This window comes from uncultured Algibacter sp., from assembly GCF_947487575.1.
Lineage (GTDB): Bacteria > Bacteroidota > Bacteroidia > Flavobacteriales > Flavobacteriaceae > Algibacter_B.
This window is the reverse complement of record NZ_CANKXG010000009.1, coordinates 169,880-192,697: the sequence shown is the minus strand read 5'-3', so window position 1 is coordinate 192,697 and position 22,818 is coordinate 169,880. Positions and strand designations below refer to the sequence as shown.

Sequence of the window (22,818 nt, the reverse complement as noted above, 5' to 3'; positions counted from 1 at the left end):
TTAAAACATGACATTTGAAACCATAATTAGTATTTGCCTTGGTGTTGGTTTATCAGCATCAGTAGGTTTTAGAGTTTTTTTACCACTATTTGCCTTAAGTTTAGCATCCTATTTTGATGTTTGGGAACTTAATGAATCTTGGCAATGGATAGGTAGTACAGCAGCGTTACTTACGCTAGGTGTAGCTACATTAGTAGAAGTCTTTGCTTACTTTATTCCATACATTGATAATTTATTAGATGGCATTGCGGTACCATTAGCTGCACTTGCAGGAACTGCAATTATGTTATCTACGGTTGTAGATTTAAGCCCTGTAATTACATGGGCATTAGCTATAATTGCGGGCGGAGGAACTGCAGCTGCAGTCGCAGGAAGCTCAAGTATCACAAGATTAGCATCAACAGCCACAACAGGAGGTATTGCAAATCCGGTAGTTTCTACTATTGAAACGGGAACTTCAGTAGTAATGTCAATCATATCAATATTTCTTCCCATATTAGCAGTAATTTTAGTAATTGCCATATTTTTTATAATATTTAAATTGTTTAAGAAGTTTAAAAATATAAATCCTACAATAATTATAGTATTTTTGAAATGGCTTTCCGTAGTCTAAACAAATATCTAACCAACAAATTTGTAAATTTAATAGATGAAAATAATTTCAATGATTCCTGCCAGATATGCAGCATCTCGTTTCCCAGGGAAACTAATGCAAGATTTAGCTGGAAAAACTGTTATTTTAAGAACTTACGAAGCTACTATTGCTACAAATCTTTTTGATGATGTTTTTGTAGTTACAGATAGTAATATTATTTATAACGAAATTGTAAATAATGGAGGCAAGGCTATTTTGAGTAAAAAGGAGCATGACTGCGGAAGTGATAGAATAGCTGAAGCTGTAGAACTAATGGATATCGATGTTGTTATAAATGTTCAAGGCGATGAACCTTTTACTGATAAAACATCTTTAGCTAAACTTATAGATGTCTTTAAGGGAGATGATGATAAAAATATAGATTTGGCATCTTTAATGGTTCATATCACCGACGAAGATGAAATTAACAACCCAAATACTGTAAAAGTTATAATCGATCAATCTGATTTTGCTCTATATTTTTCGCGAAGCCCAATTCCATACCCTAGAGATAAAAATGTTGGTGTTAAGTATTATAAGCACAAAGGTGTTTATGCATTTAGAAAACAAGCTATTCTAGATTTTTATAAGCTACCTATGCAGGTTTTAGAAGCCTCGGAAAAACTAGAGCAATTAAGGTATTTAGAGTATGGCAAGCGTATAAAAATGGTAGAAACAGATGTTCAAGGTGTTGAAATTGATACTCCAGAAGATTTGGAACGCGCAAAAAAACTATGGAAATAGACTATAATAACATTAAAGTTATTGGCTTTGATGCCGATGATACGCTTTGGGTTAATGAAACCTATTTTAGAGAAGCTGAAACTGCTTTTGCCAAGCTATTATCTAAATATGAAACCCCTAACAAAATAGACCAAGAACTGTTTAGAATGGAAATTGATAATCTTCCCTTGTATGGTTATGGAGTTAAGGCTTTTACATTATCTATGGTCGAATCTGCTTTAGAGTTATCAAACTATAACATTTCTTCAAAAACTATCGAATCTATTTTAAACATTGGTAAAAATATGCTGAATAAGCCAGTTGAATTACTAGATGGTGTAGAAGATGTTTTAAGAGTTCTTTCAAAAAAATACAGACTAATTTTAGCAACAAAAGGAGATTTACTGGACCAAGAGCGAAAATTAGAGAAGTCTGGTTTAACAAATTATTTTCACCACATAGAAGTATTAAGTGATAAAAAGGAATCTAATTATTCAAACTTATTAAATCATTTAGATATTAATCCATCTGAATTTTTAATGATAGGGAATTCATTAAAATCGGATGTTTTACCACTAGTAAATGTAAAAGCGCATGCCATTCATGTACCATTTCATACCACATGGGCACATGAGGAGGTTACTGAAGAAGAAAAAAACGGAAAAGCATATAAAACGATTAACACCTTAAAGGATTTATTGAAACTATTAAATTAATATATAATGAACTAAAATACGCCTTCTGATTAAGTGAAATTAGTAGCTAATGGGTTTTAACAAAAATTCATTCCAAAATATGTGTAAGTAAAATTAAAATAATGGTATTTTTACCTTTTGTAAAAGAAAATAAGTTAAATGAGTTATAAGAACTTTCCAATGGTGCCGAGAGTAATTTTTGGCAGAGGTAGTTTCAATCAATTAAATGAAGTTTTGGCTCCAAAGCGACATGGCATCAACGCTCCTTTTATTTTTTTAATTGACGATGTGTTTAAGAGTAATGCATGGATATCGTCTAGAATATCTCTATCCTATGATGATAGAATTATTTTTGTTTCGGCAAAAGAGGAACCTAAAACATCGCAGGTTGATGCACTTGTTGAGGATATCATACTAAAATCCAAAGCCCGCCCTTCGGGTATTATTGGCATTGGAGGCGGTACGCTGTTAGACTTAGCTAAGGCTGTTTCAATTATGATAACCAATAATGGCGGAGCTGAAAATTATCAAGGCTGGGATTTAGTTAAAAATCCAGCCATATATCATGTTGGTATTCCAACAATATCAGGAACTGGTTCTGAAGTTTCAAGAACTACAGTTCTTACTGGACCTAATAAAAAACTAGGTATAAACTCAGATTTCACACCGTTCGACCAAGTTATTTTAGACTCAGAACTCACCAAAGATGTTCCGAAAGAACAATGGTTTTATACAGGAATGGATTGCTATATTCATTGTATTGAATCTTTAACTGGTACTTACCTAAATACGTTTAGCGAAACCTATGGTAATATGGCTCTAGATTTATGTAAAGACATATTTTTAGAAAACAACCTTTCTGATGTTGAAGCTCAAGAAAAACTAATGATGGCTTCATGGCATGGAGGCATGAGTATTGTATATTCTCAAGTAGGTATTGCTCACGCAATGAGTTATGGATTATCTTATTTACTTGGAACCAAACATGGCATTGGCAATTGCATTGTTTTTGACCATTTAGAAGAGTTTTATCCTGAAGGCGTTAAAGTTTTCAAAGAAATGAAAGCAAAACATAACATTGCATTACCAAAAGGTATTTGTGCAGATTTAAGCGACAAAGAATTTAATATTATGATTGACGTTGCTTTAAGCCTAGAGCCACTTTGGGAAAATGCACTAGGAAAAAACTGGAAAAAAAACATTACCAATCAAAAATTAAAAGCATTGTACCAAAAAATGTAATATGCGGTGGTTAGCCAAACTAATATATTTTAAAATTTTAGGTTGGCAGCATAGTGGTAATACAACATTTTCTAAAAATTCAATTAAAAAAGCAATAATAATCGCAGCTCCTCATACTAGCTGGCACGATTTTTATATTGGAGTCTTATTAAGGGCAGTTGTTGGTGTCAAAACAAATTTTATTGGTAAGAAAGAGTTATTTGTATATCCATTAGGCCATTTTTTTAAGACCTTAGGTGGTACCCCAATAAACCGACAATCCAACGAAAATAAAGTAGAAGCTATAGCAAAATTATTTGAGCAAAATGAAGAGTTCCGAATGACTTTAGCTCCAGAAGGTACCCGAAAAAAGGTTGCCACTTGGCGAACAGGCTTCTATTATATAGCAAAACAAGCTAATGTTCCTATAATAATGTTTACTCTTGATTTTGAAAATAAAGAAAATAAAATATCAGAACCATTTTATCCAACTGATGATATTGATGCTGATTTTGAATACATGTATAACTTTTATAAAGGTATAAAAGGCAAAATAACTAAATATTCCTAACTATTTTATATACTTACACCTTGGCACAGATTTTGTATTATAAAACTTGAGCACATGAAACATAAAGTAAACAATTAATTGTTCCTAAAAAGAAACATGAGCGACCTCAAAACAAAAGCTACTCCAATTACGAAGTAGCTTTTTTGTTGTTATAATTAAAATTTAACTATTTTATTTCTTTAACAGCATTATCTATAAGCGTTCTTAAATGTTGTTTATGCGCTCTAGATGCTATGTTACCTGATGGCGCGGCCATTGCTCTTATAACTTTTAAGTTATATAAGGACATAGATTTCGCATTATTTGTAAATCTACTTTTATGTTTTCCAGTTACCATATCAATCAACATATTAGTATATTCTAATTGTAGATTTTGTCTAAATGAATTCACAGAACTATAGATATCAGACTTAAAAATGGCATTGTTTAAATCCGTCATAAACATAGATAGCTTGTATTTGTTTCCATATAGTTCAGAATCAGTAATTCGTTGCAAAGTATTTGGATGCAAAAGATGACGTAAAACACTCTTTTGATACCCTAAGACTTGATTGTGTATTTTAGGATCTTCAGGAGAAGATCTAAAATTAAACCCCCTACGTTGCCTTGCTAAATAATTATATAAATCATTTGGAGCATCAAACGCATTTGAAGCAAAAATATATTTACTTAATGCATTCATTGCTCTTTTTTGATCCAGTAAACTTACTGGAGTATAAGGCTGTGTAGCTCCTTTTTGACCTGCCATAGCACGATTAACATAAACACCACCAATGTACCTAGAAAATATATTTCCAGCATTCGCTTTTTGTCGGCTTAGCGAATAGTAAACACGTCTTAATTCATTATATGATTGTCCCTCTTTAATAAATTTAGTTTTTGCACTTTTAAGGAGTTCATTTGATAATTCAATACGATCTATAAAATAGGTTATAGGGTCACTTGACTGATCCCAAACATTTACTCTTGGATCTATTCCTCTTTCTGAAGAGCGCATATCATCAGCATCATTACCGAAAATATGCTCTGGTTTAGTAGATTCATTTAGCAAAGCTTGACGATCAGCTTCAGTTTTAAAAGGTGTATAACCTAGTTTAATAGCCCAAATATCATAAGGACCAACAGTAACATCATCATATTGCCCTTGCTTACTCCTGTCTTTGGTAACGTTTGTAATAGCATAATCCATTATAGAGGCTGTTAAACATTTACCTTCAATAAAATCAGGATTTGCTAATTGATTAGGAGTAAATAATTGACTCGCTTTCATATTATGATTTAATCCTAAAGTATGACCAACTTCATGTATGATTAATCCAGTAATAGTTTCTTTTTGTAAACGCTTTACATCAGAATTGGAGGCACCGTTTAGCATTGCTACGGATTTTGCAAAATGAAGATTTTCCATAACACCCTCAGCAAACAAACAATTCATTTCGCTGTCATATTCACTAAAATCAAAATTTTCTGAATTAGATTCATATAATTTAGAATTAAAACCACTACCAGTAATCATTGTATATTCTAACATAATATCTGCTCCAAAAATTTCACCTGTTTTTGGGTTTTTCATACTTGGTCCATAACCACCAAATGGAGGTTGTGGTGATGCTGTCCATCGCAATACGTTATATCTAATATCTCCAGCATCCCAATCGGCATCATCAGGTTGTTGCTTTACAACAATAGCATTTTTAAAACCTGCTTTTTCAAAAGCTTTATTCCATTCTAAAACAGCATTTTTAATGGTTTCTCTCCACTCCAAAGGGGTAGAGTTTTCCATCCACCATACAATAGGTTTTACTGGCTCTGAAATGGCTTGATTAGGATTTTTCTTTTTTAAATGCCATCTATTTATTAAATCGCGATAAGGAGTTGAACTAGCTGAAGTTTGATCAGTTACTTGATTTGTAAAATAACCTACTCTTGGATCATCAAAACGTGGTTCATAATCATTGTTAGGCATAGCAATTAAACTATGAAACACTTTAATACTTACATTTCTACCATCAGAAACAGCATCAGATCCACCGTTTAAAACAGAAGGTTTTGAATACACATATTCTACTTCCAAATTAGTGTTTTCAGGATAACTATTTATACTATTAATTTTTGTTTTACTTTTATCTAAACTTCCTAATTTAAAAGCAGAAAAGGAGGGACCTGGTCTGGAGGGTGGTTTTATTTGTAAAAAGGTTTCTTTTAAAAATAAATTATCAGCTTTTATTAAGTATAGACCTTCTTTTTTATCGTGAGCTTCAATTTTTAAACTCGCCATAATACCTTTACTTATATTGGCGTCTTTTGATTTAGAAATTGGATTGCTTGGATCAAAATAATAAGATGTGTTTTGAGTAATAAACTCTATTTTATTAAAAAATTTTTCAACTTTAAACACTTTAGAGCCCCTGTAAGATCCTCTAATAATACGCCCAGCATCCATTACACCATCAGCAATCTGCGCAAAATGAATAAACTCCATGTTTAATTGATCTTCTGGAATCACCATTTGTATAGCACCAGTAATGGTATCTCGATAAATGGTAAATAAACCTTCAATCTTTTTGCTTGATTTAGTTAAGTCTTTTATACTTTTTCCTTTGGCTTTTTTTAGAGGTTTAATAACAACTTCAGTATCGTTTTTTTTCTTTTTTTTCTTTTTCTTTTGCGCCTCTATATTTTGAGGCGTTAAAATGAAAAGCACTGAAACTAATAAGCATAAACACTTAAATACATTTTTTGGCAATACCATATGTAAAAAGAATTATTTAGGATAAAATCCTAGTTATTAAAAATAGTGAGCTAAAAGTAAAAAGAAATAGAAGCATAAGCATCTAAATAAAAGTTAAAATATTCTATCTTTATGAATTATGATAAAAGACACTAAAATTGCCGTATTAATAGACGGAGACAACATCCCTTCAAAGTACATCACAGAAATGATGGAAGAGATTACGAAATATGGAACACCAACAATTAAGCGTATTTATGGTGATTGGACTAAACCTTATTTATCAAAATGGAAGAATGTGCTGTTAGAAAATGCCATAACTCCTATACAACAATACGGCTACACTACAGGCAAAAATGCTACCGACTCTGCTATGATTATTGACGCCATGGACATTTTATATTCTGAAAAGGTTAATGGCTTTTGTTTAGTATCGTCTGATAGTGATTTTACAAAATTAGCCACACGTTTACGAGAAGCTGCAATGGTTGTTTATGGAATGGGAGAGAAAAAAACACCAAATCCATTTATAGTGGCTTGCGATAAGTTTATTTATTTAGAAATTCTTGCAAATGATGACGATGATGATGTAAAAGACAAAAAATCTGGTAAACCTAAAAAAGTCAATTTATATAATATTACTCCTAAAGTAATAAGACTTCTTAAAAACTCTGTCGATGATGCGGCCGATGATGATGGTTGGGCTTTTCTTGGTGATGTTGGCTCATTAATTTTAAAAAAGCAGCCTAATTTTGATTCTAGAAACTTTGGTTTTCAAAAGCTAACCCCATTATTTAAATCTTTGCCGCAATTTGTAATGGAACAGCGTGACCAAGCTAACGGGCGTTTCAAATTGATTTATGTTAAAAACAAAAATTAAATATCTTCTAAAATTTTTGACATAACCCAACTACTATGTAATGCCGTTTTACCTGTAGATGGATGGATGTTTTTGTTATCTTTAAAATAATCCCGCATACTTTCAACATGATATTGCTGAATGTGCTTTGGGTTTTCTATAATAAGTTCTTCATTTTTAGAATTACTTTTTAAAATAACAGGATTTTCATGAAATACAGAAAATTCAATAGTGCCTTTGCTTCCATAAATTGTTACTTTATCTAAATGGCTGTCGCATCCAAAATTCCATGTTCCAGATCCAGTGATGCCATTTTCATGTAACCATGAAGCCGTTACGGCATCTTTTGAAGAATATAAACCCTGTTGGTTTAAGCTAATTCCTTTGGCTTTTTTTATATCTCCCAAAAAGTAAGTAAATAGATCTAACCCATGGCTTGCTAAATCATCAAAATAACCTGCAGGAGCAACTTTAATATCTGTTCGCCAATTATAATTTTTAGAAATATCTACTTGACTCGCGGGTTTACTTAAATGAGAATTTATATGTCTTACTGCTCCAATCTCATTGTTGTCTAGCCATTCTTTTATTTTTAAAAACCGAGGAAGAGAACGCCTGTAGTATGCAACAAATAATGGAATCCTTTTCTCTTCAAATGCTTTTTGAACTTCTAAACTTTCAGAATAAGTAGGAGATAAGGGCTTTTCAATACAACATGGTTTTCCCGCTTCTGCTACTTTTAGCGCATATTTTTTATGCGTATCTGGAGGTGTTGCAATGTAAACTGCATCAACATCTGGGTCATTTATTAAGGCTTCAGCATTTGTAAATGTTTTTTCAATTCTATGTCGTTTTGCATAGTCGTTAAGTTTTTCAACATCACGACGCATAACAGCAACAACATTAAAACCATTTGTTTGTTGATAAGCCGGACCACTTTTTGTTTCGGTTACATCCCCACAACCTATAAATCCCCAATTCATATTTATAAATATTTTACTTAATAAAAATAAAGCTTTCCAGCTGTCTCTACTTACAGCTATACTTTATATTATTCTGCGTTTTCTTCCATGGTGTGATATACATTTTGTACATCATCATCTTCTTCTAGCTTTTCTAGAAGTTTTTCAACATCCTCAGCTTGTTGTGTCGATATCTTTTTTGTCACTTGAGGAATACGTTCAAAGCCAGAAGATAGAATTTCAATTTCACGATTTTCTAGTTCTGCCTGAATAGCTCCAAAACTTTCAAATGGTGCATATATTAAAATACCATCATCATCTGCAAATACCTCTTCAGCTCCAAAATCTATAAATTCTAATTCTATTTCTTCTGGGTCTAGCCCCTCAGCATTAATTCTAAAATTGCAGGTATGATCGAACATGAAAACTACCGAACCCGAAGTACCAAGGCTACCATCACATTTGTTAAAATAGCTTCGTACGTTTGCAACGGTTCGTGTATTATTATCTGTTGCAGTTTCAACTAAAACGGCAATACCATGTTGTGCATAGCCTTCAAAAATAACTTCTTTATAATCACCTTGCCCTTTTTCACTTGCCTTTTTTATAGCACGTTCTACATTGTCTTTTGGCATATTTACAGATTTTGCATTCTGTATTACTGCTCTTAATCGTGAGTTACTGTCTGGATCCGGACCACCTTCTTTAACAGCCATTACAATGTCTTTGCCTATACGTGTAAAAGCTTTACTCATAGCAGACCAACGTTTCATTTTACGTGCTTTTCTAAACTCGAAAGCTCTTCCCATAATTACATCTTGTCATTCCTGCAAAAGCAAGAATTTTATTAAATTAAATTAAAACTCGATTATTTTCACAAAGTTAACAACCTAAGGCAAAATTGCAAATTATTCCTCATTTGGTTCAACAATATTTTCAATAGCTTGAGCTAGCTTAAAATCTTTATTTGTAACGCCACTAACTTCATGTGTTGATAATGAAATGGAAAGTACATTATAAACATTACTCCAATTGGGATGATGAGTCAATGCCTCGCACTTAAAAGTAATTCTGCTCATAGCACTAAAGCAATATTTAAAATTTTCAAATTCAAACACGCCATGTATGGCATTATCGTAATATTTCCAATATGGAAAGCGAAGTAATTTTTTAGATGTTCTTTTCTAAAAGTTTTTCAACATCGCCAGTTTGTTCCTCATTTAATGCTTTGGTAACTTGAAGGATTCTTTCAAAACCAAATAACAGGATTTTAATGTTTGTAGATTCCGATTTTATCTTCCATAAATAACAAATCTTAAGAAAGAAATAGCGTAAATATTTTATAAGTTATAAATCTTCATCATCAAATTCAAATTGTGTTTTTTTACTCTTAAAACTATTAAATTTATAACTCATACTCAAGCCGAAGGTTGGTCCAGGAAATTTAATGAACCCTCTTCTATGTATGTTTTCATTTTCAGCTATAAGGATTAATCTATTTGTTCCCAATACATTACCAACAGTAAGTGCTATTGAACCTTTTTTATTTAAAAAAGAAGTGTTTACAGAAACATCAAACCAATATCTACTGGCGGTATACTCTTGTGGAAATTGTAACCTTGAATTAAAGAATCCATTAATCCTTAAATTAGTCTGTTTGGTTAAACTGATATTATTTCTCAGGCGTATTCGCCAACCGTTAAATTTTTGATTAACCTCTGTTCCTAAAACCATCCCGCTAATTACATTTTTAAAATAGCTTCCAGAAGCAGAAACTTTAAGCCATTTAAGAGGTCTTGTTTCAAAAGAAGATTCTATGCCATAAAATGTGGAATTATCGATGTTTACTGGAGACTGAATTGTTATGTTGGTATCTTCGTCCAATAGCCACCATCTTATTACATTATCGTGTGTTTTTCTGTAGTAGGGCTCGAATGTAAAAGTAGCATTTTTAAAGGAGTGGATATATGCCATTTCAAAAGCATCAATTTTTGAGGGAATAAGGTTTGGGTTACCACTAAGTCCATAGAAATTGGTAAATATATTGGTATAAGGACGCAAATCTCTCAAATTGGACCTTGAAATACGGCTTGAGTAGCTTAGTTTTAATTCTTGTTTTTTATTTATTTCTTTTATTAAATGAAAATTAGGAAATAAGTTTACGCGCTTAAATTCATCAAAAAAATCTTCGTTTTTATGTTCTATAGCTCTATCGTAGGCTTCAAGTCTTAGTCCCGCCATTACATCAAACCCAAATATTTTATTTTTGTAAATAAAATAACCTGCGTGGGTTTTTATATCAAATTCGAATTCATTTTTAGTAAAGGGTATAGCATTAGGGAAATAGGTTTCAGTTTCAATTGAACTTGAACGTTTTTGTATAATACTACTTGCCCCCATTTCTATTTGTTCGCTGTCACTAAAATTTTTTACATAATCAATGCTGAATCGTGCTTGATTGTGCTTAAACGACTCCACGAACAACCTGTCTGTGGTAATGTTTTCCCGTGTTAACGCATCATATTGTGTAAACGTTTGTGGTCTATCCATAGATTGTTCAAAATAAGTGGCAAAAAAAGTAAGTTCACTACCATTACTATCTAGTTCTATATGGTCATAAAGCGACAATGCATTTGTATGTCGTTCTATAGGCCTTTTAGAATCTGATAAAAATGGCATATCCATTTCATCTTGTGGATAATTATTAGCTAGTATATCAAAGCTATTACGTGCTGAATTTTTGCGAGCTGCTATTGTAAGTGTGTGTTTGCTAGTTATATAATAATCGAAACTAAGAAAGAACCTTTGTGCTTTTCTTGGTAAAAAGGCTGTAGAGAATATATTCAAATCTTCTCCATTGGGTAAAGTCTGGTTGATATTCCAGATATTTTCTCTCCATCGGTCTAGAAGGCTGATAGAACCCGAAAAACTATACTTCTCCTGAGTATAAGTTAAGGTTGAATTAAAATTATAATATTGCCTTATACGTTTACCTACTATGGCATCATAACTAGTAATCCCTGATAAGCCAAGGCCTTTTCCTTTTTTTAAAATAAGATTTATAATACCCGATGTATTGTTGGCATCATATTTTGCAGAGGGATTGGTAATGACTTCTATTCGTTCTATCTGGTTGGCAGCATATTGCTCTAGGGCTTCGCTGCCTTTTAATGGTGAGGGTTTACCATTAATAAGTACTTGAAAGTTTCCGCTGCCCCTAAGACTTAAGTTACCCTCTTCATCTGTATCAACAGAAGGTAGTATCTCTAGGGCTTCTGCTATCGTAGCATTTGGAGAAATCCCCATTTTATCTAAATTTAAAACCTTTTTATCTACTCTATATTCTATAGCAGGTCTTTCAGCAGTAACAACTATTTCGTTTAAGCTTGTAAGTTCTGGTTTTATATATACAGTTCCTAAGTTCTTATTAGGCATTTCTGTACTTAATAAAATATTGTGGATAGTATGCTCTCCAAACCCTAATACACTAACAATTATATAGTAGTTTCCAGAGTTATTAACTGTTATTTGAAATACACCATCCTCGTTCGATATACCACCAGTTTGCAAAATATTATCCGTTTCACTGTAAACAGCTACGGAGGCATAAGCTATTGGATATTCTGTTTTTTCCTCTTTTAAAGTGCCAGAAATTATATAATCGATAGCATAAATTTTGTTTATACTGAACATTAGTATAACTGATGTAAAATAGATACGTTGCATAGTTTTATGTGTTTTGAAGAAGGAAATTAGTTCAAAACTGGAGTCAAAAAAACTTTATTAGGCGGTTACGAGGATTAGCATGACAGACAAAAGAGTAACTATGTTAAATCATATTTGACATCATTTTTCATTTATTCGACAAGACAGAAAAAAGATTCAACGAAAAAACAAGTTTCAAGGTTTCTATTTTCATAGAAATTCTATCTTTATATAATGGGTAAATGGATAAGTATTAAATATAGCCTTCTAATCCGTATCGGTCGGCATATACTATTTTGGGGTACCTATATAGCTATATTTGTAAGTATTTATGGCCATTTTAGTAGTTCTAATAGTTATGCAATAGTATTCTGGCGTGAGATGGAGCGTCTTCCGCAAAAACTCCTAATTACCTATTTTACAATTTATGTTTTAATGCCAAGATATTTATTGAAGAAAAAATATGTTGAATTTGCCATTTATTTAATTGTATTGCTATTTATTGTACTTCTTATTAATAACTATTTTTATTTTCAGAATATTGCCAAATATAGCTTTAACGACCCATGGTCACACCTAAGTACTATGATGCATACTTACCCCATGGCAGGTATGGTTGTAGCCATAAAACTCTGGCAGCATTGGCATAAAAATCAGATAGTAAAAGAGCAGCTAAAAAAGGAGAAGGCCGAGGCAGAATTAAACTTGCTAAAGGCTCAAATACATCCTCATTTCCTATTCAATACTATTAATAATATTTATGCTTTGTCTTTGGAAGCCTCTAAAAAAACACCTGAGTCTTTGTTAAAACTTTCCGAGCTTCTTAATTATGTGCTCTATGAATGTAATCATAATATGGTTTCGTTAGAAAAAGAAATAAACCTTATTAGAAACTATCTTAGTTTAGAAAAGTTAAGGCACGAAGAAAGGCTAGATGTTATTTTAAACATTAATGGATCTTTACAAGATTTATACATAGCTCCGCTTATTTTATTACCTTTTGTCGAAAATAGTTTTAAGCATGGTGTAAATAGTATAATAGGTAAAGCTTGGGTAAGTATAGATATTAGTATAGAAGAAGGAATATTAACTTTTAAAACAGAGAATAATAAAAGTGATTTTATTTCTGATGAAAAAAGTGTTAAAATTCTTAATCATAATGGGGGTATAGGACTTAAAAATGTAAAGAAAAGGCTTGAACTGATGTATCACAATAGTTATGAATTAAAAACGATTGAAAGTGATGAGTCCTATTTGGTAATTTTAGAGTTAAACCTAAATCACTAAATTTATATTAAAATGAATACTTTAAAATGCCTTATAATTGAAGATGAAGCTCCCGCAGCAAAAGTACTAGAAAGATATATATTAAAAATTGACGGGATTGAACTTAAAGGGAGTTGCAGAAATGCCATGGAGGCTCTCAATATCATTAACTCTCAACCAATTGATTTAATCTTTTTAGATATTCAGATGCCTGGTATAACGGGGATAGAATTTATTAAGGCATTAAAGAAACCGTTTCGTATTATTCTTACCACGGCTTATCGAGAGTATGCAATAGAAGGTTTTGAACTGGATGTTGTGGATTATCTATTAAAACCAATTGCTTTTGAACGCTTTTTCAAGGCAGTTAGTAAAGTGTTTCAAAATGATATTAGTCAAAACTTTATGCCATCGCAAAATTTGATTAATGAATTTAATGCTTATAATAATAGTTATATATATGTTAGAACGGCAAAGAAAATGCAGAAAATCCAGCTTAGTGATATTAACTTTATAGAAAGTATTGGCGATTATGTAAAAATTATTCTTGATGATAGGCAGGTGGTTACTTATTTAAAAATAAGTTATTTAGAAAAGAAGCTTCCTACACAAAAATTTATTAGAATACATAGGAGCTTTATTGTCGCTAAAGATAAAATTCAAGCCTATACTTCGAGTACTATTGAGATTGAAGATAGGAAACTCCCTATTGGAGGAAGCTACAGAAGTTTTATACATAAGGTTTTAGGAAAATATACTCCGTAACTTAAATCATTACTTTAAATGTTACTCTTGTAGTATCTATTATATGTTTTTCTTAAGCAGTATTAATACGGTTGAATGGTTAAACTAAATGATTTACCTTGAACTATTCTTGCATGGTGTGATATACGTTTTGTAAATCATCCTTAACACACAAAATCGATAAGCTCCAATTTCAGTTCTTCTAAATCGGCACCTTTAATTTTAAAACTAAGGTGTAGTCGAATATAAAACTACCTAACTCGATGTGCCTAAACTGTCATCAGATTGGTTGAAATGGCTACTCACATATTTAAAAATCTACTAACAAGAAAGAAATCATTATTCTGGCTCAACAATATTTTCAATGGCTTCAGCTAATTTAAAGTCTTTGTTTGTAACCCCACCAGCATCGTGAGTTGAAAGTGAAATTGTAAGTACGTTATAAACATTGCTCCAATCTGGATGATGATTTAAGGCTTCGCACTCAAAAGCAATTCTACTCATCGCACTAAAACAATCTTTAAAATTTTCAAATTCAAACTCGCCGTGTATGGCATTATCATAATATTCCCAATCTGGGAATCGTAATAATTTTGCTTCTATGTCTTGTTCTGAAAGCTTAATCATAATTTATTTTTTTTTAAAATTTAGCGATTTACTATATGAAAGCCAATTATATTTTTAATTCAGTTAAAATGTCATCACTCTTTATTTGAAGATGTTTAGGAAGTGTATTGAATTTTGGTAAAACTGCCAAATAGCGATCATCATTTGTAGTATATACACGTTTGTAAATAGGTGCGTTTTTTAATTCTAATGAATCGATAATTTCTTTGATGAAATCTTCATGATGTACCAAATCATTACTTCCTAAGTGGAAGATTCCGTATTTATTTCTGTTGATGATGTAATGAATCTGTTGTGTCACTTTATAATCATTAGTAACATTCATTATGAGATTAGGAAACACTTCGATAGGTTCATTGTCTTTCGAAAACTGAATAATTTCTTGTATTCTAGGTGACTGAGAACCAAAAACCATAGGAAGCCTTAAAATTGCGACTTGCATTTTTGGTAAACGCAACAACATGTTTTCAATTTTTATTTTAAAATGCCCATATATACTATTACTATAAGTTTTGTCTTGTTCGTAACTAGGATACTTTATGTAAGCATCAAAAACATTTGCTGAGGAAATGAATAGTATTTTTACTTTGTTTTTAAATACATATTCTATTAAATGTTGATGTATTAAAACTTGTTTAGAAAAATCGCCTCGTAATGAAGAAATAATAATTGTGGGTTTTACAATTTCTAGAATTTCATAAATATCATCTTCTTCAATATTATATTGAAAAAAATGATTATTTTTTTCTAAAGCTTTGTTAGACGTATTGTAGGTTCCGAATGTTCGAAAGTAGGAGCAGAGTTCTTTATAAATAGCACTTCCTAAAAAGCCACTAGCTCCTAGAATTAACACTTTATGTTTACTAGCTTTCTTCCCCCTCACTTTCATCTTCAAATTTAAAGTAAACTAGTTTTTATAAAATGGCAATTTTACTACTGTAGCAGGAATAGTTTTTTTACGAATTTGAATATTTATTTTACTATTCACATCAGCAAAAATAGTCGGCACATATCCTAAGCCAATACCTTTACTTAAAGATGGTGACATGGTTCCTGATGTTACAGTACCAATTGTTTTTCCATTACCATCAACAATATCATAACCCTGTCGAGGAATTCCGCGATCATCCAACTCAAAAGCAATAAGTTTACGTTCAGATCCACGCTCTTTTTCAGCTTTTAAAGCTTCGGAATTTGTGAAATTTTTTGTAAACTTTGTTATCCAACCTAATCCAGCTTCAATAGGTGAGGTGGTGTCATCTATATCATTTCCATAAAGACAATACCCCATTTCTAAACGTAAAGTATCACGGGCTGCAAGACCAATTGGTTTGATACCAAAATTTGCTCCAGCTTCTAAAACTTTATCCCAAATTTGTTTTACTTCAGAGTTTTTACAATAAATTTCAAAACCACCACTGCCTGTATACCCTGTTGCAGAAATTATTACATGCTCGATACCTGCAAAATCTGCAACAACAAAATTATAGAATTTAATTTCAGATAAATCATAACTTGTTATACTTTGCATGGCTTCAATAGCTTTAGGTCCTTGTATAGCCAATAAAGAGTAATCTTCGCTCAAATCACGCATAGTAGCACCGACATCGTTTTTAGACTGAATCCAATCCCAATCTTTTTTAATGTTACTGGCATTAACTACTAATAAATATGTTTCTTCTTTAATTTTATAAATAATTAAATCATCAACAATACCATTATTGTCATTTGGTAAGCAACTGTATTGCGCTTTCCCAATAGTTAATTTTGAAGCATCATTACTCGATACTTTTTGTATTAAATCAAGTGCATGTTCGCCTTCAATCAAAAACTCGCCCATATGAGATACATCAAAAACACCAACTGTATTTCTAACGGTTTCATGTTCTATGTTTACTCCTTCATATTGTACTGGCATGTTGTATCCAGCAAAAGGCACCATTTTCGCTCCAAGCGTTTTGTGAGTTTCAGTTAAGGCTGTGTTCTTCATCTTTCTTGAAATTTTTCAAAACAAAAGTATTGAAAATTTCAAGAAAGATAGATTAATTAGAAAAAATCAGTTGCTAAATAAAAGGATTAAAATTTAACAATTTTCTTTACAAAATAATTGTTGACGTCTGAGTTAGAAATAAAATAAATACCACTTTGTAAATCAGAAATATCAATAGAATGTTTTGAAGAAATATAGTTTACTTCGCGAACAGTAATACCGTGTATATTTTTCAAAAATAATTTCCCATTTGAAAATAAGTTATCAATTTCAACTTTTCCATTAGTTGGATTTGGGAATATTTTTACATCACTATTTTTATTTAATTTATTAACTGATAATGTAGCACAAGGCGATTCATTATTTGTTAAATTAAATGCTGTACTATCAGATACATCTGTTCTACGTAGTACCATTTTGTCCATAAAAAAGAAACTAGACCTTGCATCTACAATAACTGAATATAAGCCTGCGGTATTGAAAGTTGCCCATATAAATCTAAAAGAATCTCCATCATTTGTATTTGTTACAAAGCCCCAACGCTGTTCTACAGGAAGATTTACGGGGTGCCTATTCATGAAAGCTTTAAAATATCCATTAGTACTAGAGCCTACTGGACAATCTCTATTTGGATTACTATTACAATCCGGTTTGGGTTCAACCGCTAAGGTGGATGTCGCACTACTTTGTTTGGTGGCATAAAAATCATCAGCTACTATACGTAACCAAGCATCGTTATGCTCTCCTCCAGAAGTACCGGTACCTATGCGTCCTCGCCATGCAAGCCTGTATGTGCCAGGGTTATTTATTTTGATGTTATAGGTAATGGCAGCACCGGTTAAGGCATTAAAAGATTGTGGACCATCCCAAAAAATATAGTTGATAGTGGAGCCCGATAAGTTTGGGTCAGCTTCACTTCCGGTTTTCCAATTAGAACCAGTAGGTAAATTACCCGATTCCATTTCAATAGTTAATAATCCATTTTGTTCTTCAAAAGGTAAAGTACCGTCACAAGTAGCTGTTTGTGCTAATAATTGTAAACTAACGATTGAGAATATTAATAAGAATATTGTTTGTAAAGTATTTCTTTTCATTGCTATTAATTTTTATGCTTCCAATTTCTAAAAATTAATATGCAAAACCATCATGAGGTATCCTGCTAAAGACACTCATAAATTAGCAAACCTATTAATTAAAATGGATATTACTTTTCTAGTAAATACAGTTTTAAATCATTATAAACTGAAATCACTACAGATTCTTTCTCTCTACCCATAACAGATTGAATTTGTTCAGGTAAAGGTTGTTCTTCTTTAATTACCTCTTCAACCACATCTAAAAATTTAGTTGGATGTGCCGTTTCTAAAAACACACAATGCGCATTAGGATTTTCTTTTAAATGCGATTTACAACCTAAATAACCAACAGCGCCATGTGGGTCTGCAACGTAATTGTAGTTCTCGTAAATCTCTGACATTGCATTACGTGTTTCATCATCAGAGAAACTATACGATGATAGGTTGCCTTTTAAAACATCAAACTCATTTTTATAGATTTCTTGAATACGAATAAAATTACTTGGCGCTCCAACATCCATAGCATTTGAAATGGTTTGAACCGATGGTTTTGGTTCGTATAACTGAGAAATCAAATAACGTGTTACAACGTTATTAGCGTTATTTGATGCTACAAAATGTTTAATAGGTAAACCTAGTTTTTGAGCCATCATACCTGCACAAATATTACCAAAATTCCCACTTGGAACAGAGAATACAATATCATCGTGTTTTTTATGTAACTGTTTGTAAGCAAACATAAAGTAGAATAATTGTGGTAACCAACGTGCTACATTTATAGAGTTAGCAGAAGTTAATTGCATTTTGCTAGTTAAACTTTCATCTAAGAAAGCAGTTTTAACCATGGCTTGACAATCGTCAAAAGTACCATTAACCTCAAGCGCTTTAATGTTTTGCCCTAAAGTAGTTAGTTGCATTTCTTGAATGTCGCTAACCTTTCCACTTGGATAAAGAATAACAACATTTACACCTTTAACACCTAAAAACCCATTAGCCACAGCACCTCCAGTATCTCCCGAAGTTGCTACTAAAACAGTAACTTCATTAGTGTTGTCTTTATTGAAATAACCTAAACAGCGTGCCATAAAACGCGCCCCAACATCTTTAAAAGCCATAGTTGGACCGTGAAATAATTCCAAAGTAGAAATGTTATCATTTAACTTCACCACAGGAAAATCGAAAGACAAGGTTTCTTCAACAATTGTTTTTAAAATAGCTTCTGGAATTTCAGGAGATACAAATTGTTTGATTGCTTCAAAAGCAATATCAGAATAGGATAAACTATCAAAATTATCCCAAAATGATTGTGGTAATGGTGTAATAATTTCAGGAAAGTACAAGCCTTTATCTGGCGCTAATCCTTTTATAACAGCATCTTTAAATGATGTGTTTGGTGCTTTATGGTTTAGTGAATAGTAATTCATTTTCTTGTCATTCCTACGAAGGCAGGAATCTGTTTTATTAATATGTCTTTGTCTTTATCTAAATAATGTGATTTCTCCTATTGTCGAAATGACATAAACTTAATTTATATAATCTTAACACCTTGAGTGTTAATTTTTGAAACATGTATATCAAATTCAATTCCAGTATTTGAATATACACTTTGCATAGTCTCTTTAACTTTGTTTGCCGTTTCTTGTCCTATACTTAATGAAAATATTGAAGGCCCAGAACCAGAAATTCCAGCACCTAAAGCTCCTGCATTTAAAACAGCTTGCTTTACGTCATTAAAATGTGGAATTAATTTGCTTCTGTAAGGTTCTACAATAACATCTTTTAATGAATCGCTGATTAAATTATAGTCGCTTGTATGTAGTGCATGAACTAAACTTCCAAGATTTGCCCATTGCGCTATAGCATCACTTAGAGCAACTTCTTTGGGAAGCACTGCTCTAGATTCAGAGGTTTTAATTTCTATCTGCGGATGAATAATAGTTGCATATAAATTATCAGGAGAAGGAATTTCTAAAATTTTTAAAGGTGAAACACTTTTTACTAAAGTAAAGCCTCCAAAAAGGGCAGGAGCGAGGTTGTCAGCATGTTCACATTTACTTGCTAAAGCTTCACCTTTAATTGCGAATTCTGTGAGTTGTGTTTTATTGAATGGTCTTCCTAAAAGTTCATTCATACCAAAAACACTACCAACAGCACTTGCAGCACTACTTCCTATACCACTTCCTGGTTTGATGTTCTTATAAATTTCAATTTCAAAACCAAAATCAACATCAAGCGCATCATACATGGCTAGGGCAGAAACACCAGCAACATTTAACTCAGTTTCATAGGGTAAATCAAAATTTTTAATCTTGGTAATATGAATTCCTTTTTTATCAGTTTTTCTAATAACCATTTCATCTCCAATACTGTCTAAGCAAAAGCCTAAAACATCAAAACCACATGCTACATTAGCTACGGTTGCTGGAGAAAATATTTTTATTTCGTTCATTTCTATTGAGGAAAAAGAAAATAGAGAAGAGAAAATAGACAAAATATGTGTCTTGATTCTTGCTTCTTTACTCTCAGTCTTTTTTAATCGTTTCCAAGTCTAATAATATCTGCAAATAATCCTGAAGCTGTTACATCTGCACCAGCGCCAGCACCTTTAATAATCATAGGCTGTTTAGGGTAACGTTCTGTGTAAAACATGACTATATTATCACTTCCTTCTAAATTATAAAAAGGATGTCCTTCTGGGATTTCCTGTAAACTTACACTTGCTTTTCCATTATCAAATTTTGCTACATATTTTAATTGACAATTGTTCGCTTTCGCGGAAGCATATAAACTTTGATAATGTGCTTCATCTTCAATTAATGTTTGATAGAAATCATCAACAGTATCACTTTTCAACCCAGCTTCAGATAAGAAAGATGTGTTTTCAATATCTTCTAAATTCATTTCTACACCACTTTCTCTTGCCAAAATTAATATTTTACGTGCTACATCAACACCACTTAAATCTATCCTTGGGTCAGGTTCAGTATAACCCTCAGTGCCAGCTTGTTTTACAACATCGTAAAACTTAGTAGAATCATCAAAGTTATTAAATACAAAGTTTAAACTTCCAGATAAAACCGCTTGAATTGAGTTTACTTTATCACCAGAAGCAATCAAATTACTCAATGTGTCAATTACAGGTAAACCTGCACCAACATTCGTTTCAAAAAGGTATGGTGCGTTATAAGCTAACGATAACCTCTTTAATTCTTTATAATTGGTATAATCGCTAGAACACGCAATTTTATTACACGCTACAATAGCAATACTTTCTTTTAAATATTGAGGATATAAGTTTGCAACATCTGCATTTGCAGTAACATCAACAAAAATGCTATTACGCAAGTTTAATGCTTTTGCATTTTCTAAAAATCCTTGTAATGATGCTTTTTCACCATTAGCTAATTGCGTTTTCCAATCTTTTAAATTTAAACCAGATTCATCAAAAATCATAGTTCTAGAATTTGAAATTCCAGCTACTCGTAGATTAATTTTTAGGTTTTCTTTTAAATATTTCTTTTGCTGTTTTATTTGTTCAACCAAACGTTCACCAACATTTCCAACACCAGTAATAAATACATTAAGTTGTTTTGTTTTAGATTCAAAAAACTGTTCGTGCAAGGTGTTAAGTGCCTTTTTTACATCTTTTTCATCTATAACAGCAGTAATGTTTTTCTCTGATGCACCTTGAGCAATGGCTCTAATATTAATATTATTTCTACCTAAAGTACTAAACATTTTACCACTAATTCCTTGGTGGTTTTTCATACTATCTCCAACAAGAGCAATAATAGATAACCCTTTTTCTATAACGATAGGTTCAATTTTACCTAAGGCAATTTCATTTTCAAAAGTAGCATCAATGGCATCTTTGGCGTTCTCAGATTCTTTATCTTCTATCCCCAAACAAATAGAATGCTCTGATGATGCTTGCGTTATCATTATCACATTTATTTTCTCTTGTGATAAGGTTTCAAACAAACGTTTTGAAAACCCGGGAATACCAACCATTCCACTGCCTTCAAGCGTCAATAAAGCAATGTTGTTTATGTTGCTAATTCCTTTAACAGGACTTGAAGATTTTATGTCTTCATTAGAAATCACAGTGCCAACAGCATCAGGCTCTAAAGTATTTTTAATATGAATAGGAATACCTAAGCTAAGTACAGGCTGAACCGTTGGAGGATATAATACTTTTGCTCCAAAATGCGATAATTCCATAGCTTCTTGATATGAAATTTTACTAATTGGATACGCTTGTTTTACCAATTTAGGATTAGTTGTAAACATCCCACTAACATCTGTCCAGATTTCAAGTTGTTTAACATTTAGCGCAGCAGCAATAATAGCAGCAGTAAAGTCTGAACCACCTCGACCAAGTGTTGTCTGCTCACCAGCTTTAGAACTTGCTACAAAACCAGGTAAAATGGTGATGTTTTGAGGTGTAGAGCTAAAATAATCTTTTATGTTTTTGTTTGTAATTTTATAATCAACCTCTGCTTTTGTGTAATTAGAGTTTGTAATTACTAATTCTTGAGAGTTCTTTCTATCTGCAGATAAACCTCTATTTTTCATTGTTCCTGCTATGATAAAAGATGATAATCTTTCGCCATAACTCACTAATTTATCAGAAGTTTTTGGAGATAACTCATTAATTAAAAAGATGCCTTCCAATAAGTTTTTTAAACTGTTATGCCTTTCTTCGGCATACTCTAAAATGGAATCATTATTCTCAGGATTCAGTTCTTTTATAATACTAAAGTGTTTTTCTTTGATGAAGTTAAATGTTTCAACAAAGCTCCTATCTTTATTTTGAGCTTGTTTACCCGCTAACAATAATTTATCTGTAATTCCACCAACTGCAGAAACTACGCAAGCTATAGAATCTTCTTTTCCATAGTTTTCTAAAATATTGATGACGTTATTTATGTTTTTTGAAGAACCTACTGAAGTTCCTCCGAATTTTAAAACCTTCATGTTTTAATACCTTGTAAATTAAAAATAATGCTTGAAA

At 31.9% G+C, this 22,818-nt stretch carries 19 protein-coding genes and 1 pseudogene; 8 read left to right on the top strand and 12 right to left on the bottom strand.

The genetic code is table 11. The features are described from left to right. Positions 1-7 precede the first annotated feature (7 nt). The 5 genes from Q0870_RS11970 to Q0870_RS11950 all read left to right on the top strand — a co-directional run bounded on the left by Q0870_RS11970 (position 8) and on the right by Q0870_RS11950 (position 3,844). A complete protein-coding gene (locus tag Q0870_RS11970; RefSeq protein WP_298555750.1) occupies positions 8-613 on the top strand; it encodes a DUF4126 domain-containing protein in 606 nt (201 codons plus the stop codon). A 36-nt stretch (positions 614-649) separates the two neighbouring features. Next, positions 650-1,378, top strand: a complete 729-nt coding sequence (gene kdsB / locus Q0870_RS11965) for a 3-deoxy-manno-octulosonate cytidylyltransferase (RefSeq protein WP_298555749.1) — start codon at positions 650-652, stop codon at positions 1,376-1,378. Beyond that, complete coding sequence (locus tag Q0870_RS11960; RefSeq protein WP_298555748.1) at positions 1,369-2,073, top strand: HAD family hydrolase; 705 nt, start codon at positions 1,369-1,371, stop codon at positions 2,071-2,073. The genes kdsB and Q0870_RS11960 overlap by 10 nt, the downstream gene beginning before the upstream one ends. Positions 2,074-2,211: 138 nt before the next feature. Next, positions 2,212-3,294, top strand: a complete 1,083-nt coding sequence (locus Q0870_RS11955; RefSeq protein WP_298555747.1) for an iron-containing alcohol dehydrogenase family protein — start codon at positions 2,212-2,214, stop codon at positions 3,292-3,294. Between the two features lies 1 nt (position 3,295). Continuing rightward, positions 3,296-3,844: a 1-acyl-sn-glycerol-3-phosphate acyltransferase gene (locus tag Q0870_RS11950; RefSeq protein WP_298555746.1), complete on the top strand. Its 549-nt coding sequence runs from the start codon at positions 3,296-3,298 to the stop codon at positions 3,842-3,844. Positions 3,845-4,010: 166 nt separating this feature from the next. Here Q0870_RS11950 and Q0870_RS11945 read toward each other — a convergent pair whose 3' ends face one another. Next, the gene (locus Q0870_RS11945; RefSeq protein ID WP_298555745.1) at positions 4,011-6,548 is read right to left on the bottom strand and encodes a zinc-dependent metalloprotease; all 2,538 of its coding nucleotides are present in this window, start codon (positions 6,546-6,548) and stop codon (positions 4,011-4,013) included. A 166-nt stretch (positions 6,549-6,714) separates the two neighbouring features. On the opposite strand from Q0870_RS11945, the gene Q0870_RS11940 reads away from it, so the two are divergent. Then, positions 6,715-7,455: an NYN domain-containing protein gene (locus tag Q0870_RS11940; protein ID WP_298555744.1), complete on the top strand. Its 741-nt coding sequence runs from the start codon at positions 6,715-6,717 to the stop codon at positions 7,453-7,455. Here the strand turns inward: Q0870_RS11940 and Q0870_RS11935 are convergent. The 4 genes and pseudogenes from Q0870_RS11935 to Q0870_RS11920 form a co-directional block, all read right to left on the bottom strand. Further along, positions 7,452-8,417 carry a Gfo/Idh/MocA family oxidoreductase gene (locus tag Q0870_RS11935; protein ID WP_298555743.1) on the bottom strand — a complete coding sequence of 322 codons (966 nt, stop codon included), beginning with the start codon at positions 8,415-8,417 and terminating at the stop codon, positions 7,452-7,454. The genes Q0870_RS11940 and Q0870_RS11935 overlap by 4 nt on opposite strands. Before the next feature lie 68 nt (positions 8,418-8,485). Beyond that, on the bottom strand, positions 8,486-9,205 hold the full coding sequence (locus Q0870_RS11930; protein ID WP_298555742.1) for a YebC/PmpR family DNA-binding transcriptional regulator: 720 nt from the start codon (positions 9,203-9,205) through the stop codon (positions 8,486-8,488). Between the two features lie 99 nt (positions 9,206-9,304). Then, positions 9,305-9,565 (bottom strand): annotated as a pseudogene (locus Q0870_RS11925) (4a-hydroxytetrahydrobiopterin dehydratase); the annotation flags it as partial. 178 nt (positions 9,566-9,743) lie between these two features. Continuing rightward, positions 9,744-12,122: an outer membrane beta-barrel protein gene (locus tag Q0870_RS11920; RefSeq protein WP_298555741.1), complete on the bottom strand. Its 2,379-nt coding sequence runs from the start codon at positions 12,120-12,122 to the stop codon at positions 9,744-9,746. Between the two features lie 414 nt (positions 12,123-12,536). On the opposite strand from Q0870_RS11920, the gene Q0870_RS11915 reads away from it, so the two are divergent. Both Q0870_RS11915 and Q0870_RS11910 read left to right on the top strand, forming a co-directional pair. After that, positions 12,537-13,388 (top strand): histidine kinase, encoded by an 852-nt coding sequence (locus tag Q0870_RS11915; RefSeq protein WP_298555740.1) that lies wholly within the window; start codon positions 12,537-12,539, stop codon positions 13,386-13,388. A gap of 12 nt (positions 13,389-13,400) precedes the next feature. Continuing rightward, on the top strand, positions 13,401-14,132 hold the full coding sequence (locus Q0870_RS11910) for a LytTR family DNA-binding domain-containing protein (RefSeq protein ID WP_298555739.1): 732 nt from the start codon (positions 13,401-13,403) through the stop codon (positions 14,130-14,132). Positions 14,133-14,450: 318 nt separating this feature from the next. Here Q0870_RS11910 and Q0870_RS11905 read toward each other — a convergent pair whose 3' ends face one another. The 7 genes from Q0870_RS11905 to thrA all read right to left on the bottom strand — a co-directional run bounded on the left by Q0870_RS11905 (position 14,451) and on the right by thrA (position 22,781). Continuing rightward, positions 14,451-14,738, bottom strand: a complete 288-nt coding sequence (locus Q0870_RS11905) for a 4a-hydroxytetrahydrobiopterin dehydratase (protein ID WP_298555738.1) — start codon at positions 14,736-14,738, stop codon at positions 14,451-14,453. A gap of 46 nt (positions 14,739-14,784) precedes the next feature. Then, positions 14,785-15,621 (bottom strand): sugar nucleotide-binding protein, encoded by an 837-nt coding sequence (locus Q0870_RS11900; protein WP_298555737.1) that lies wholly within the window; start codon positions 15,619-15,621, stop codon positions 14,785-14,787. A gap of 24 nt (positions 15,622-15,645) precedes the next feature. Further along, complete coding sequence (gene gcvT / locus Q0870_RS11895; protein WP_298555736.1) at positions 15,646-16,728, bottom strand: glycine cleavage system aminomethyltransferase GcvT; 1,083 nt, start codon at positions 16,726-16,728, stop codon at positions 15,646-15,648. A gap of 86 nt (positions 16,729-16,814) precedes the next feature. Further along, positions 16,815-17,822, bottom strand: coding sequence for a T9SS type A sorting domain-containing protein (locus Q0870_RS11890; RefSeq protein ID WP_298555735.1), 1,008 nt, complete (start codon positions 17,820-17,822; stop codon positions 16,815-16,817). Positions 17,823-17,932: 110 nt separating this feature from the next. Further along, the gene (gene thrC / locus Q0870_RS11885; RefSeq protein ID WP_298555734.1) at positions 17,933-19,228 is read right to left on the bottom strand and encodes a threonine synthase; all 1,296 of its coding nucleotides are present in this window, start codon (positions 19,226-19,228) and stop codon (positions 17,933-17,935) included. A 104-nt stretch (positions 19,229-19,332) separates the two neighbouring features. Further along, complete coding sequence (locus tag Q0870_RS11880; protein WP_298555733.1) at positions 19,333-20,253, bottom strand: homoserine kinase; 921 nt, start codon at positions 20,251-20,253, stop codon at positions 19,333-19,335. Between the two features lie 83 nt (positions 20,254-20,336). Continuing rightward, positions 20,337-22,781, bottom strand: a complete 2,445-nt coding sequence (gene thrA / locus Q0870_RS11875) for a bifunctional aspartate kinase/homoserine dehydrogenase I (protein ID WP_298555732.1) — start codon at positions 22,779-22,781, stop codon at positions 20,337-20,339. Positions 22,782-22,818: the final 37 nt, after the last annotated feature.

Coding starts and splice junctions, on each gene's coding strand:
- Q0870_RS11970 (WP_298555750.1), top strand. CDS start 8: ATGACATTTGAAACCATAATTAGTATTTGCCTTGGTGTTGGTTTATCA.
- kdsB (WP_298555749.1), top strand. CDS start 650: ATGAAAATAATTTCAATGATTCCTGCCAGATATGCAGCATCTCGTTTC.
- Q0870_RS11960 (WP_298555748.1), top strand. CDS start 1,369: ATGGAAATAGACTATAATAACATTAAAGTTATTGGCTTTGATGCCGAT.
- Q0870_RS11955 (WP_298555747.1), top strand. CDS start 2,212: ATGAGTTATAAGAACTTTCCAATGGTGCCGAGAGTAATTTTTGGCAGA.
- Q0870_RS11950 (WP_298555746.1), top strand. CDS start 3,296: ATGCGGTGGTTAGCCAAACTAATATATTTTAAAATTTTAGGTTGGCAG.
- Q0870_RS11940 (WP_298555744.1), top strand. CDS start 6,715: ATGATAAAAGACACTAAAATTGCCGTATTAATAGACGGAGACAACATC.
- Q0870_RS11935 (WP_298555743.1), bottom strand. CDS start 8,417: ATGAATTGGGGATTTATAGGTTGTGGGGATGTAACCGAAACAAAAAGT.
- Q0870_RS11930 (WP_298555742.1), bottom strand. CDS start 9,205: ATGGGAAGAGCTTTCGAGTTTAGAAAAGCACGTAAAATGAAACGTTGG.
- Q0870_RS11920 (WP_298555741.1), bottom strand. CDS start 12,122: ATGCAACGTATCTATTTTACATCAGTTATACTAATGTTCAGTATAAAC.
- Q0870_RS11915 (WP_298555740.1), top strand. CDS start 12,537: ATGCCAAGATATTTATTGAAGAAAAAATATGTTGAATTTGCCATTTAT.
- Q0870_RS11910 (WP_298555739.1), top strand. CDS start 13,401: ATGAATACTTTAAAATGCCTTATAATTGAAGATGAAGCTCCCGCAGCA.
- Q0870_RS11905 (WP_298555738.1), bottom strand. CDS start 14,738: ATGATTAAGCTTTCAGAACAAGACATAGAAGCAAAATTATTACGATTC.
- gcvT (WP_298555736.1), bottom strand. CDS start 16,728: ATGAAGAACACAGCCTTAACTGAAACTCACAAAACGCTTGGAGCGAAA.
- Q0870_RS11890 (WP_298555735.1), bottom strand. CDS start 17,822: ATGAAAAGAAATACTTTACAAACAATATTCTTATTAATATTCTCAATC.
- thrC (WP_298555734.1), bottom strand. CDS start 19,228: ATGAATTACTATTCACTAAACCATAAAGCACCAAACACATCATTTAAA.
- Q0870_RS11880 (WP_298555733.1), bottom strand. CDS start 20,253: ATGAACGAAATAAAAATATTTTCTCCAGCAACCGTAGCTAATGTAGCA.
- thrA (WP_298555732.1), bottom strand. CDS start 22,781: ATGAAGGTTTTAAAATTCGGAGGAACTTCAGTAGGTTCTTCAAAAAAC.